The 12,963-nt window shown below is 59.3% G+C and carries 16 protein-coding genes; 13 read left to right on the top strand and 3 right to left on the bottom strand.

What is annotated here, in order from left to right:
* Positions 1-128 precede the first annotated feature (128 nt).
* From mtrE to QZ408_RS09300, 11 genes are all read left to right on the top strand, one after another.
* Positions 129-1,028, top strand: a complete 900-nt coding sequence (gene mtrE, locus QZ408_RS09350; RefSeq protein ID WP_292491142.1) for a tetrahydromethanopterin S-methyltransferase subunit E — start codon at positions 129-131, stop codon at positions 1,026-1,028.
* On the top strand, positions 1,025-1,876 hold the full coding sequence (gene mtrD / locus QZ408_RS09345; RefSeq protein ID WP_292491140.1) for a tetrahydromethanopterin S-methyltransferase subunit D: 852 nt from the start codon (positions 1,025-1,027) through the stop codon (positions 1,874-1,876). The genes mtrE and mtrD overlap by 4 nt, the downstream gene beginning before the upstream one ends.
* Positions 1,877-2,728 (top strand): tetrahydromethanopterin S-methyltransferase subunit MtrC, encoded by an 852-nt coding sequence (mtrC, locus tag QZ408_RS09340; RefSeq protein ID WP_292491138.1) that lies wholly within the window; start codon positions 1,877-1,879, stop codon positions 2,726-2,728.
* A complete protein-coding gene (mtrB, locus tag QZ408_RS09335; protein WP_292491136.1) occupies positions 2,729-3,013 on the top strand; it encodes a tetrahydromethanopterin S-methyltransferase subunit MtrB in 285 nt (94 codons plus the stop codon).
* A 10-nt stretch (positions 3,014-3,023) separates the two neighbouring features.
* Positions 3,024-3,749, top strand: coding sequence for a tetrahydromethanopterin S-methyltransferase subunit A (gene mtrA / locus QZ408_RS09330; protein WP_292491134.1), 726 nt, complete (start codon positions 3,024-3,026; stop codon positions 3,747-3,749).
* Between the two features lie 5 nt (positions 3,750-3,754).
* Entirely contained in the window at positions 3,755-3,964 is a 210-nt protein-coding gene (locus tag QZ408_RS09325; protein ID WP_292491132.1) for a tetrahydromethanopterin S-methyltransferase subunit F, read from the top strand.
* Position 3,965: 1 nt separating this feature from the next.
* Positions 3,966-4,706, top strand: coding sequence for a tetrahydromethanopterin S-methyltransferase subunit A (gene mtrA, locus QZ408_RS09320; RefSeq protein WP_292491130.1), 741 nt, complete (start codon positions 3,966-3,968; stop codon positions 4,704-4,706).
* Between the two features lie 15 nt (positions 4,707-4,721).
* On the top strand, positions 4,722-5,759 hold the full coding sequence (gene mtrH, locus QZ408_RS09315; protein ID WP_292491128.1) for a tetrahydromethanopterin S-methyltransferase subunit H: 1,038 nt from the start codon (positions 4,722-4,724) through the stop codon (positions 5,757-5,759).
* A gap of 329 nt (positions 5,760-6,088) precedes the next feature.
* Positions 6,089-6,781, top strand: a complete 693-nt coding sequence (locus tag QZ408_RS09310) for a GTP-binding protein (RefSeq protein WP_292491126.1) — start codon at positions 6,089-6,091, stop codon at positions 6,779-6,781.
* Positions 6,778-7,812, top strand: a complete 1,035-nt coding sequence (locus QZ408_RS09305; RefSeq protein WP_292491124.1) for an ABC transporter ATP-binding protein — start codon at positions 6,778-6,780, stop codon at positions 7,810-7,812. Before QZ408_RS09310 ends, QZ408_RS09305 begins: the two co-directional genes overlap by 4 nt.
* 3 nt (positions 7,813-7,815) lie before the next feature.
* A complete protein-coding gene (locus tag QZ408_RS09300; RefSeq protein ID WP_292491122.1) occupies positions 7,816-8,580 on the top strand; it encodes a DUF364 domain-containing protein in 765 nt (254 codons plus the stop codon).
* A gap of 69 nt (positions 8,581-8,649) precedes the next feature.
* On the opposite strand, the gene QZ408_RS09295 is transcribed toward QZ408_RS09300, so the two are convergent.
* From QZ408_RS09295 to QZ408_RS09285, 3 genes are all read right to left on the bottom strand, one after another.
* Positions 8,650-8,934, bottom strand: coding sequence for a type II toxin-antitoxin system RelE/ParE family toxin (locus tag QZ408_RS09295; protein WP_292491121.1), 285 nt, complete (start codon positions 8,932-8,934; stop codon positions 8,650-8,652).
* The gene (locus QZ408_RS09290; protein ID WP_292491119.1) at positions 8,934-9,113 is read right to left on the bottom strand and encodes a type II toxin-antitoxin system Phd/YefM family antitoxin; all 180 of its coding nucleotides are present in this window, start codon (positions 9,111-9,113) and stop codon (positions 8,934-8,936) included. Before QZ408_RS09290 ends, QZ408_RS09295 begins: the two co-directional genes overlap by 1 nt.
* A gap of 309 nt (positions 9,114-9,422) precedes the next feature.
* A complete protein-coding gene (locus tag QZ408_RS09285) occupies positions 9,423-10,388 on the bottom strand; it encodes an EF-Tu/IF-2/RF-3 family GTPase (RefSeq protein ID WP_292491117.1) in 966 nt (321 codons plus the stop codon).
* A gap of 329 nt (positions 10,389-10,717) precedes the next feature.
* Between QZ408_RS09285 and QZ408_RS09280 the strand changes: the two genes are divergently transcribed.
* Together QZ408_RS09280 and QZ408_RS09275 are read left to right on the top strand one after the other, a co-directional pair.
* Positions 10,718-11,662, top strand: a complete 945-nt coding sequence (locus tag QZ408_RS09280; RefSeq protein ID WP_292491116.1) for an iron chelate uptake ABC transporter family permease subunit — start codon at positions 10,718-10,720, stop codon at positions 11,660-11,662.
* The gene (locus QZ408_RS09275; RefSeq protein ID WP_292491114.1) at positions 11,659-12,903 is read left to right on the top strand and encodes an ABC transporter ATP-binding protein; all 1,245 of its coding nucleotides are present in this window, start codon (positions 11,659-11,661) and stop codon (positions 12,901-12,903) included. Before QZ408_RS09280 ends, QZ408_RS09275 begins: the two co-directional genes overlap by 4 nt.
* Positions 12,904-12,963: the final 60 nt, after the last annotated feature.

Below are 12,963 nucleotides of genomic sequence, written 5' to 3'. Positions count from 1 at the left end.
TTAACATTTCGTTGCTATATCGGCGCAACTTTTCGAAACCTTTAATTAAGTCATAAACAACTGTTAAATGAACCAAAAAGGTTTTGAACTCATACTCTGGTGCAACGTGCATCAAAGGAGGATGCTGAATGGAAGAGATCGTATTTGGCATCGGCATTACCGCATTGGCAGGTGCTCTTGCAACCGTAGCCGGCGCTGCAGAGGATACTGAGTCTGATATCGGATCACAGGGTGACCCGAACTCTCAGGTTCAGCTCGCTCCGCAGATGGGATATATTCACCGCATCTTTAACAAGGCAATTGCCGGTGAACCTCCCGCGTACGGCCTCTGGGTTGCCCTGGGTGCAGGCCTTGCCTGGGCTTTCATGGCGATGCAGATAAATCCGATACTTGCAATCGTACTCGGGAGCGCTCTTGCAGTCTTCGTGCAGGGCGTTTACGCGACAACCGCGTATCTCGGCCGTACTGCAAGTCTCGCCAAGTTTGGACAGCCGGTCTACATCGATATCTTAAAGTCGATGACGACCGTGACCATGGCACACGCGTTCGTTGCGATCTTCACCACCGTCGCGATGTGTCACCTGATCATCAGCGCACTCGGCCACCCCTTCCCGCTCCCACTGCTGGGCCTCGTATGGGGTATCGCGCTCGGTGCAGCCGGGTCTGCAACCGGTAACCCGTTCTACGGAAAGGAGCGGCAGTACCAGGAGCAGAAGTTCGGAGCCGGAGTTCCGATCTCCGCGTCCGGTAACATCGTCCGCTACGCCGAAGCCGGCCAGCGGAACTCGCTCGACAACGGGTTCTTCAGCGCCAAACTCGGCGGCCCCGCGTCGGGAGTCTGCTTTGGCCTGATCGTCTTCTTCGAGCTCTGGCGTACCGTGGTCTTCGAGCCGCTCGTCAACGGATGGGGAGCGGTCATCGTCGGCATCGTCGTGATCCTGGTCTTTGCCATCATTGACCGCTACATCGAGGTCTGGGCAAGGAAGACCTTCGGGCCCTATACGGCTCCTGAGGAGGCGTCATCATGAGCGCGCTCGGCGGACCTAAACAGACTGCGGGTATCCAGCCCCCGACGGGGATGGGCCTCGTTATCAGCATTGTTCTTATCATCGTCGCGCTTGCGCTCGCCTTCTTCCTCGTGCAGATGGCCGGGCTGATCGCTCTCGTCGGCATCATCATCGGCGGCGTCCTGATCGGGTTCGGCGTCCACTTCGTCCCGGTCGGCGGGGCACCCGCAGCGATGGGACAGGCACCAGGTATCGCGACCGGTGTCGCGATGCTCGCAGCCGGCGCCGGCCTTGCCGGGCTCTTCGGCGGCGCGTGGGCTGTCCCGCTCGGAATTCCCGTCGCCCTCGCCGGCGGTGCGATTGGCGGCGGCCTCTTAATGGCGATCACCTGTACGATGGTAAACGTCGTCTACGTCTTCGGCATGGGTATCCCGGCAGCTTCCGGTAAGGTCGACAAGGACCCAATCACGGGCGACACCTTCTCCGGGTACAAGAGCCAGGGTACCGAGGGGCACGGCCTCCCGTTCGTCTCCTGGGTTGGCGGCGTCATTGGCGGTGCACTCGGCGGTCTCGGCGGAACGCTCATCTACATCGAGCTCCTCGAGGTCTACCAGGCGCAGTTGCCCACAATCCTGAACGCAACGGTCGAACAGATCGCCCCCGTCGCCATATCGCTTGCCGGCGTCTTCGCGGTCGGCATGTTCCTGATGAACGCCGTGCTTGCGGCGTACAACATCACCGGTACGATCGAAGGGCCGCACGACCCCAAGTTCAAGAGATTCCCGCGAGCGGTCATCGCGGCCGCTGCGGCGTCGGCGGTTGCAGGCATCTTTGCAATCGGGCTGCTCGGACTGCTGGGGGTATTCTAAATGTCGGTAAAAATTGAAGTAGGAGCAGGCGGCATCCCACACAACCAGATCCTGATCTACGGGCTCGTGGGATCGATCGTCCTCATCTACCTGACATACCTGAACACGATTACCCAGACCCAGTACTTCGCGTTCTTCGGCGGGCTTGCCGCCGTGGTCGCACTCCTCTGGGGTACCGACACGATCAAGCACCTCTGCAGCTACGGTCTTGGTACCGGTGTCCCGTCGGCGGGTATGATCGCGCTCGGGTCCGGTGTCATCGCCGCGCTCGTCGGAGCCACGACCGGCATCTTTGCGCCGATCGTTGCGGTCATCGTTGCCGCGATCATCGGTGCGGTCGCCGGGCTGCTGGCTAACCACGTGGTCAGGATGGATATCCCGGTCATGGTCGTCTCCCTGACTGAACTTGCGATTGTCGGTGCAATAACAGTGCTCGGCCTCGCAGCCATGGTCGGTGGAACGTTCAACTTCCAGGACCTGATCACCGGCACGACCGTCATCCTCGGATTCACCGTACAGAGTTACGAGGCCTCCGTCATCGGCGGCAGCATCATCGCCGTGATCTTCATGCTCGCCGCAATCGCGATCCAGCACTCCTTCAACGCCTGTCTCGGGCCGGGGGAGAAGCAGGACCGGACGCTCATGCTCGCCGCAGAGTGCGGGTTCCTCTCCATGATCCCCGTTGCGATCATGTCGTTTGCGTTCATCGCGTTCATCCCTGCCCTCATCTCGCTCGTGGTCTCGATCGTCGGGTGGATCTACACCTATGCGCAGTACATTGTGCTCTCGAAGCGTGATGCCTACGCATGGCTCGACGCGCAGCCGATCCTGGAGCCCAAGGGAGGTGCCTAAATGGCATACATTCAGGTGCTGCCCGAGTACGGGCTGGTCGTCGATCCGATGGTCGGTGTCGTCACCACCGCCGGTGTCTCGTACACCCCCGTGCTCGAACAGGTAGCGGAACTCGAGAAGATCACCGACGACCTGGTCGGCATGCTCTCCGGCGAGGGCAACTTCCTGGCATCGTTCCCGAATAGAGAGGGAGTCCTCAAGATCGCCGGAGGCGTGACCGCATTCTGGTATGGCATGGCAATCGGCCTTCTGGTTGCCGGTGTCATCGTATTAGGACTGCTGTGAGGTGAAGAACATGGTTGAGAAGAAATCACCGGCCAGCGGATGGCCGATTGTTCAGGGCGACTTCCACACCGGAGACGCGCAGAGTTGCGTCGGCGTCGTCACCATGGGATCCCACCTCGACGAACAGGGCATCTGCGATGCCGGAGCGGCAATCGCCGGGTCCTGCAAGACCGAGAACCTCGGCCTCGAGAAGGTCATCGCAAACGTCATCTCCAACCCCAACATCAGGTTCATCCTCTGCTGCGGTACGGAAGTGAAGGGCCACCTCTCCGGCCAGAGTTTCATCGCTCTGCATGCCGGCGGTGTTTCCGGCGGTAAGATCGTCGGCGCCCAGGGAGCCATCCCGTTCATCGAGAACCTCTCTGATGAAGCGATCAAGCGCTTCCAGGAGCAGGTCGAGATCGTCGACATCATGGAAAGCGAGGATATGGGGACCATCAAGGCCAAGATCAACGAACTCAAGGCCAAGGACCCCGGTGCGTTCCCCGCAGAACCCATGATCGTCGAGGTCAAGGAAGCGGCCGGTGCCGGCGCCGAAGAGGTAACCGGCGAAGTTCAGCCGCTCTCCGGCGAGCTGGCACTGATACATGCGCGGATGAAGGTCATCGAGCGGATGGTCACCGACATCGGCTACCGCAACAAGTTTGCTGCCGGTGTCTACTCGGGCAAGATCGAGGGTCTCATGATCGGCCTGATCGTCTCGTTTGTGATCCTTGGATTTATCCTGCTGGGGTGATATAGATGGCAGAAGAAAGTAAACAGGCAGGCCCCATCCGGATGACCGCAATCAACAGAATGATGGACGCCATCCGGTACAAGGCACAGATCCTTGCCCGCACGACCAAACTCGAATCGGGCATCATGGGCATGGGGATCCTCGGGTTCGCAGTCGGGATCGTCGCCGTGATGCTCCTGATCCTGGTTCCGGCACTGATGCTGGGGGCGATCTAACATGGTTGAGAAGAAATCACCGGCCAGCGGATGGCCGATTGTTCAGGGCGACTTCCACACCGGAGACGCGCAGAGTTGCGTCGGCGTCGTCACCATGGGATCCCACCTCGACGAACAGGGCATCTGCGATGCCGGAGCGGCAATCGCCGGGTCCTGCAAGACCGAGAACCTCGGCCTCGAGAAGGTCATCGCAAACGTCATCTCCAACCCCAACATCAGGTTCATCCTCTGCTGCGGTACGGAAGTGAAGGGCCACCTCTCCGGCCAGAGTTTCATCGCTCTGCATGCCGGCGGTGTTTCCGGCGGTAAGATCGTCGGCGCCCAGGGAGCCATCCCGTTCATCGAGAACCTCTCTGATGAAGCGATCAAGCGCTTCCAGGAGCAGGTCGAGATCGTCGACATCATGGAAAGCGAGGATATGGGGACCATCAAGGCCAAGATCAACGAACTCAAGGCCAAGGACCCCGGTGCGTTCCCCGCAGAACCCATGATCGTCGAGGTCAAGGAAGCGGCCGGCGGTGCGGCGGAAGTTGCCGTTGCAGGCGCAAACCCGCAGTTCCTTGAGATCGAGGAGCGGCTCAACGCTATCGAAGAGAGGATCGAGTTCGTCGATGCAGAGATTGCCCAGCGCGTCGGAAGGAAAGTCGGGCGCGATATCGGCATCCTGTATGGACTGGTTGCAGGTTTGATTGTATTCATGATGTTGTTGGTGTTACTGCCCAAGTTAGTTGGGTACCTGTAAGGAGGATTGACGAATATGTTCAAGTTCGAAAAAGAGCAGACGGTACACGACTTTAGCGGTACCAAGATCGGCGGGCAGCCTGGAGAATACCCGACCGTGCTCGGTGCATCCATCTTCTACAACAAGCACGAAGTTGTTCTGGATGACCACACCGGAAAGATTGACAAACCCACGGCGGAGGCGCTCTGGAACCGCTGCCAGGAACTCTCGGATCTCACCGGTATCCCGCACTTCATCCAGATCATCGGGGAGTTCGGCGAGGCCTTCGAGAGTTACATCGACTGGTTCTGCAGCATCGACGACAAGACCGCGTTCCTGATGGACTCTTCCGTCCCGGCGGCGCTTGCCCACGCGTGTGACTACGTCACGCAGGCCGGCGTTGCGGACCGTGCGATCTACAACTCGATCAACGGTTCGATCCTGCCCGAGAACATCGAGGCGCTGGCAAAGAGCGACGTGAACGCCGCGATCGTCCTCGCCTTCAACCCCGGTGACCCGTCGGTCGCCGGCCGTGAGAAGGTTCTGGTCGAGGGCGGCGTCGCCGGACAGGAGATGGGGATGCTTGAGATCGCGGAGAAGTGCGGCATCACCCGCCCGATCCTCGACACCGCGGCGACCCCGCTCGGTCTCGGTTCCGGCGGTTCGTACCGTGAGATCCTCGCCTGCAAGGCGATCCACGGTCTCCCCACCGGTGGCGCTTACCACAACATGACCGTCTCCTGGACCTGGCTGAAGCGGTGGAAGGGGACGAAGAAAGTTCCCTCGCAGCAGCTGGCCGGCCTCGAGGGCAAAGAGAACCTCATCAAGCAGCTCACGCACCACTACCTCGGCGGTACGGACGGACTGCGCCAGGCGGCATGGTCTGCCCCCGATATCGGGTGCAACATGGTTGCAAGCACGCTCGGCGCCGACCTGATCATGTACGGCCCGATCGAGAACGTCGAAGCGATGATCACCGCACAGGCCTACGTCGACATCGTCGTGCTGGAAGCGGTGCGTGATCTCGGTATCGAGCCCAAGGTCGATACCCACCCGCTCTTCAAACTCATCTAAACCAAACCCTTTTTTTAGCCCCCCCGCGGCGATATCCGCCACGGTCCGGTGTACCGGGACAGGCATGGAAGCAACGGGCCAGGTCTACCATCCAGCCTGAAACAGCGCATTATAGGCGTATTCCAGAGAAACATACCAGTACCGGAACCAGAGTCCGGAACGCTCGTGCTCCCGGGATGAAACCTTCCGAAGAGTGCGAAATGTGATCGGTACTCTTCCCTTTTTCGTGTACGGAGTATTGGAGATCGCCAGTAAGCCCATTCGAATTAACGATTTGTATTTAGCAAACATTATACATTTACGCGCCCCATAACAAATCACCAGGCGTTATGAAGCTGATTACCGTTGCAGGCCCCCCATCTTCGGGGAAGACCTCCGTGATTCTCAAAACCATTGCAGCCCTCGGACTGCCCGAAGGAAGCGTGGGTGTCGTGAAGTTCGACTCGCTCACCTCCTTCGATCACCAGCGCTATGATGAACAGCAGATACCCAATCAGACTGCATTTGCAGGAAAAATCTGCCCGGATCATTTTTTCGTCAGCAATGTCGAAGAGGCGGTTGAATGGGGTATGAAAAAGGGATTGTCGGTCCTTGTCACGGAAAGCGCAGGTCTCTGCAACCGGTGCTCGCCATACGTGAACGGTATTCTCTCGGTCTGTGTGATCGACAACCTCTCCGGCGTCAACACGCCGAGGAAGATCGGCCCGATGCTGAAATACGCCGATATTGTCGTCGTCACCAAAGGGGACATCGTCTCCCAGGCGGAACGCGAGGTCTTTGCCTTCAATATCCGTGAGGTCAATGCATCGGCAATAGTTCTTTTCGTCAACGGGATCACCGGCCAGGGAGCGTTTATGCTTGCCCGCTACTGGCAGGACGCCCTTGATATCCAGACGCTTCGCGACCGCAAACTCAGGTTCACCATGCCTGCCGCCATCTGTTCCTACTGTACCGGTGAGACTCTCATCGGGGAGATGTACCAGATGGGGATGGTCAAACGGATGGAGTTCGACGACGTATGAAGGCCCTCGATTACGCTGCAGAGGTTTCTACCGTGCCAATCGGCGATATCCTCCGCCGTTACCCCCTTGCGGTCGATTACCTCGCCAACATACGCCTGGTCGGGGTTGATGAGACCAAAACACTCCCCGAGATCCTGGAGGACGTCGATGAGGATATGCTTGAGGAGTTCGGGCTTGACCGCGAAGAGGTCATCTTCCACTTCTGTGCATTTCTTGAGGCTTTTTCCAGGAAGAAGGAATCTGTTGAGGCAATTTCCTCCATTACGATCCTCGGCGGACGGGATAAGGCGGGAAAACCCGAGATGGTCGAACTGACAATAACGCCCGGTGAGGTCGTAAGTATCGTCGGTCCTACCGGTTCAGGGAAAAGCAGGCTGCTTGAGGATATCGAGTGCCTTGCCCAGCGCGATACGCCGACCGCAAGGCAGATTCTCATCAACGGCTCAGTCCCCGATCTCAACAAGAGGTTTTCTGCCGGAGGAAAACTGGTTGCCCAGCTCTCGCAGAATATGAACTTCGTCATGGATTTAACTGTCCAGGAATTCCTGGAGATGCATGCGAAAAGCCGGATGATCCCCGACTCCTCCGCGGTTGTAGAGAAGTGTTTTGCGGTTGCCAATTCTCTCGCCGGCGAGAAGTTCACGCTGGATACGAAGGTCACCCAGCTCTCCGGCGGACAGTCGCGGTCGCTGATGATTGCCGACACCGCTCTTCTGAGTTTGTCCCCGATCATCCTCATCGACGAGCTGGAGAATGCAGGTATCGACCGGCGGGAGGCGATCAAACTCCTTGTTGGCAACGAGAAGATTGTTCTCATGTCGACGCACGACCCGCTTCTTGCCCTCCGTGCCGATAAGCGGATCGTCATCAGGAACGGAGGTATCGCGAAAGTGATCGAGACGACTGCCGAGGAGGAATGGACGCTTCACAGGATTGAGGCGATCGATTCCGTCCTCCTCGATATCCGCAATCAGCTCCGGGGGGGAGGGGTTGTCGCAAAAGAGAGCATTCCGGAATTTCAGGAGAGATGAGTTATGTGGGAGTTATACGACGCATTGATCGAGCAGATCCCTGACGACGTCATCGTTGATGATATCGTCATCGGCGGGGAGATGACGTATGTCGAGGCAAACGGCAACATCGGTCTTGCAGCATACCGCGATTATGTCCAGCGTGCCCCGATGATGACCGGGAACAGGATTGGAAAGCCGTTGAAAGAGATTGCCGGGTATGTGAAGTCCTGGAACCTGCAGGAAGCATCAATCGGCCATTCGGCAATCAACGCGTGGTACAATCATCCGGATACCGCGAGGAGAGCGGGAATCGAGGTTGCAGAAAAGAAACGGGTCGAGGAGCGGTTGAAAGACCCGTTCATCAAATCCCAGAATCTCGTGAAAGGAAAGAAGGTCTGTGTTGTCGGCCATTTTCCGTTCCTTGAGAAGCTGATTGCCCCTGTCTGCGACCTGAGCATTGTTGAGTGGGACCCGGAGGAGGGAGATTACCCGTATTCTGCCTGCGAATACTTGCTGCCGGAATGCGATTATGCGTTTCTCACCTGTGCCGCTGTCGGCGACAAAAGTATGCCGCGGCTTCTTGAGCTCTCGGCAAATGCAAAGGGGGTGACGATCGTGGGTCCGGGAACTCCCCTGTCTTCGGTATTCTTCGATTACGGCGTGACGGACCTGTCCGGTTTTGTCGTAACCGATGTTTTATTCGCCAAACGAGTTATTGCAGGAGCAGAAAGCAAGAGGATCTTCGGGGCGGGGATGAAGGTGCAGTATCTTCGCCCCGGGGTTTGAAGGAGATTACGGCGTATTTTTGTATCTCATGGATAGTACAGCATCATGACCGAATTCGGTCTTGAATGTTCAGGATGCCCAGGGAGTCACAACCCACGATATGCAAGTGTGCCGGTGGCGGACATAGAGGATTATAACCTCCTGTTCTCCATGATTCACAGCGTATATAATCCGGTAATCTCCTACCCAAATCCGGTAGAGATGCTCTGCTCCGCTTAACTTGCGCACACCGGGCGGCAACGGTCTTTCAGACAGAGCCTCTATGTCCTGTAGAATGCGCAGAACAACCTCACCCGGCAATGCTGCGATATCCTTCTCAACGCTTTCTTTGATGAGAACCGCATATCCCACCATTATCGCTCATATCGCTTCTTGAACTCGTCAAATCCTATGCTTGGTTCTTCGCGCCGCTCTGCTACCACGGCAAGGTCATGGAGGTCCTCCTGCAGTTGCTCATACTCCCGGAGAGGAAGAATAATCGCGACACGGTTCCCGTGCTCATCAACGACGTATTGTTCTCCTGTAGCACTCATCGTTACAGTCTCCTGACTTCTAGATAGAGTGCAGAGACCATTAACCTTTTTTTGCTGCATCGGGTGAAGGATGCCCTCACCCCCTACTGCCAGAACGCCCGGAGTTTGACCACAGCTAGCCTCGCGGCGCCCGGGCCGGTCGCCAATCGCATCGGAGGGGATCTCCGAGGGTCCTGTGACTGTCGGAGCGGCTGGGGTTCTGGAAGCCCCGGTCTTCGCTCTGCCCGACCCCCTGGGCCGCCTGCATTACCCCCCAACACACCCCTGCAGGACCAGGCTTGAAAAAAACGGGGTTCTCACAACCCCCGCTCACGGCAACTCGATATGCCCGGCGATCCGGAGTTTCCCGCCCTCGAGGTAGTGGAGGACCGCCGTATCTCCCGGGAGGTGGATAAGGTCCTTTTCCAGCGCGAGTGTGAGCGTCGGCTGCCGCCAGTCTCCGTCGTCCCGCACCGCCTCCACCCGCGCCGGGATAAACTGCATCCAGTGGCCGACGTGGAGCACCGTCCCTGCCGTGAGCGGTGCCGGCCAGTATTTGACCAGGGTCGCCCGGGCCTCAAGGTTCGTCCGGGTCCGGATTGCGGGATCGCTTGAGAGGACAAAACCCCGGTCGAGGTCGTCGGACTCGATGTTCTTGAGCGCGAGCCCCACGCGGTCGCCCTCGGCCGCCCAGTCGAAGTCGTCGTCGTGCTTCTGGATGGACCGCACCGTGATCGCCTGCTCCCCGGGGTAGACCTTCAGGGTGTCGTGCTTCCTGATGCCGCCCCGCACAACGCCGCCGAGAATGACCGTCCCGATGCCGCGGACGTTGAAGTGGTGATCGATGGGGACCGATCCCGCGGCGCCGGCGCCGGGCTGGGCGGATGCGCGGGCGTGTGCGCGAGCGAGCAGGCGGTCGCGCAGCGCAATCGGGTCGACGTCTGCAAACTCATAGTGTTCGAGCACCGTCCCGCGGAGGAACGGCATGAGGTCTCCGGGGGTGAGGTAGTTCAGGAGGACGATGCAGCCCTGCTCTACCCCCACCTCATCGAGCATCAGGACCCACTCCCCGAACGTCGGGGTGATCTCGCCCACCACGACGAGGGCCGTATCAGCCATCGATGCGGCGTAGAAGAGCGGGGCCAACCGCTCGGGATACCGGGTCGGTTCGATGAAGGTGACGGTATCGTCGCCCTTCTTCAGGTTGTAGAAGGTGATATCGGATGTCGTGCCTTTCTTCCCGAGGTCTTTTGCGTAGCCGAGAGGTCCCAGCACGGCGACATTCAGGTTGCCCATATGGCAGATAACTTGGTTATCCGAGAGTATGAGGTTAACGCAAGCGCTATCTCCGGGAGAACGCGCCCGGGCACCAGCGCCCAGGAACACCTGGAGAACCCCGCACCCCGGGTTGCTCCGTGCGGGATCGCATCACCATCCCTTCACGCCTTCGCGCTCTTTGCGCGAGGCCGTCACGGGCTACAGCAGGCTATCCCACAACTGCAGACAACCTGATGCGCCATACCCGGAGCCCCGCAGGGCATGGCCGGAGATGCGGCGAGCTCCACGCGCACCACACCACTAACCAAATATATTTTAACAAAGTAAATTTAATTTTACTACACCGTATGCGAAGAACGGCGCCCATCGCGATCCTGGCACTCACCTGCACGCTCCTCATCAGCATGGCCTGTGCAGTCGTTCTCGGGCCGGTTTCCCTCGGATCCCTGGTTACCCTGCCCAGCGCAGGGATGATTATCTGGGATGTCAGGGTACCGAGGGTGATCACCGCGGCACTGGTCGGGTGCGCGCTTGCCGTGGCGGGCACGGCCATGCAGGGGCTGTTCCGGAACTCCATGGCGGATCCCTATATCATCGGCACATCGTCCGGCGGGGCGCTCGGGGCCACGCTTGCAATCGTCCTCTTCGCGGGTGCGGGACTGCCGGTCTTTGCATTTGCCGGGGCCGCGATCGCCACCTTTGCCGTCTACATCATCGCCCGCCAGGGCGGGAGGATCCCGGTCGAGACGCTCCTGCTCTCCGGCGTTGCCCTCTCGATGCTGCTCTCGGCGTTCCTCTCGTTTCTCATGTACACCTCCGGACGGAGCCTGCACCAGATCATGTTCTGGCTGATGGGAGGGTTCTGGAACGTCTCGTGGGGCGACGTCCGCATCGCCATCCTCATCCCGGTCGGGTGCCTGGCCGTCTACCTCTATGCGCGCGATATCAACATCATATCGCTCGGCGACGAGGACGCGATCCACCTCGGCGTGAACGTCGAGCGGCTGAAACAGATCCTCCTCTTTGCGAGCGCCTTCCTGACAGGGATAGCGGTCTCGATCGCGGGAGCGATCGGGTTCATCGGCCTGATCACACCCCACGTGATGCGCCTGATCGTCGGGCCCGACCACCGTATCCTCCTTCCTGCGGCCGCACTTGCGGGCGGGATCCTCCTCCTCTGGTCTGATACGCTCACGAGGACGTTTGCCGGCGATATGCCGGTCGGGATCATCACCGCCTGTTTCGGCGCACCGTTCTTCATATACCTCCTGCGGAGCCGGATGAAAGCATGAAACCAGTCGAGGTCATTGGTATCGACGTCTCCTACGGCGCAAAGAAGGTCCTCGAAGCAGTCTCGCTGTCTGCAAAGAAAGGCGAGATCCTCGGGATCATCGGGCCGAACGGGGCAGGGAAGACGACGCTCATCAAGGCGATGAGCCGGATCGTCGCCCCGGAGAACGGGGAGATCTACCTCAACGCCCGGAGCCTGGATTCCTTCAGTTTCCGGGAGATGGCGCAGCAGGTCGCGGTCGTGCCGCAGGGGATCTCGATCAGTTTCGATTACACCGTGCGCGATATCGTCATGATGGGGAGACATCCCTACATCGGGAAGCTCTCCTCCGCGACTTCCCGGGACCTGGAGATCTGCGACCGCGCCATGCGCCTTGCAAACATCGCGCACCTCGCCGGTTCGTCGGTCAACAAGATCAGTGGCGGCGAGCGGCAACGGGCGCTGATCGCGCGGGCACTCGCGCAGGAGCCGAAGATCCTGCTCCTCGACGAGGCGACCTCGAACCTGGATATCAGTCACCGGATCGAGATCTTAAACATCATCAGGAGCCTCACCGGCGAGGTCACGGTGATCAGCGTCTTCCACGACCTGAACCTTGCCGCATACTACTGCGACCGCCTGATCATGCTGAAAGAGAAGAAGATATTCGCCGTTGGTGAGCCGGGAGATGTGCTGACCCGGGAGACGATCAATACGGTGTACGGGATTGACGCGCTGGTAAGGGCCCACCCGCTGACAGGGAGGCCCTATATCCTCCCGGTGTATGAACCTATCATGGAGCATCAGTCGGAACGTACGGTACATGTCGTCTGCGGCGGCGGCACGGGATCCGATCTCCTCTACGCTCTCCACCGGGAAGGGTTCCGGGTGAGCACCGGTGTGCTCAATGTCTTTGATACCGACTATGCGACCGCGACGGCGCTGGGTATCCCCTGCGTCACCGAGGCGCCCTTTGCCGCGATCTCCCCGGGCGCCCGCGATAGCCTCGGGCGGTGTATCGATGCCGCGTCTGCAATCGTCGTCACGGCCATGCCTATCGGGCAGGGTAACATCGAGAATGTCAGGATACTGAAGGACTACCGTGACAAGCCCATCATACTCCTCTGTGGCGGCGCGAACCGGTCCTTCCAGGACTGCACCGGGGGGGAGGCCGAAGCGATCATTCACGAACTGCTTGACCGGGGAGCGATTACGGCAGGGCGGATCGAGGAGGTCCTGCGGATCCTGCACGGGGCTGTGTGAACCGGTCACATATGCGCGGGAGGCATGAGTACGTTACGTCTCCCGGCCGGGCCCCTGATA

Origin of the sequence: Methanoculleus sp. 10 (assembly GCF_913757945.1) — an archaeon.
GTDB lineage: Archaea > Halobacteriota > Methanomicrobia > Methanomicrobiales > Methanoculleaceae > Methanoculleus.
The sequence above is the reverse complement of the archived record's forward strand: the minus strand, read 5'-3'. Positions and strand labels throughout refer to the sequence as shown.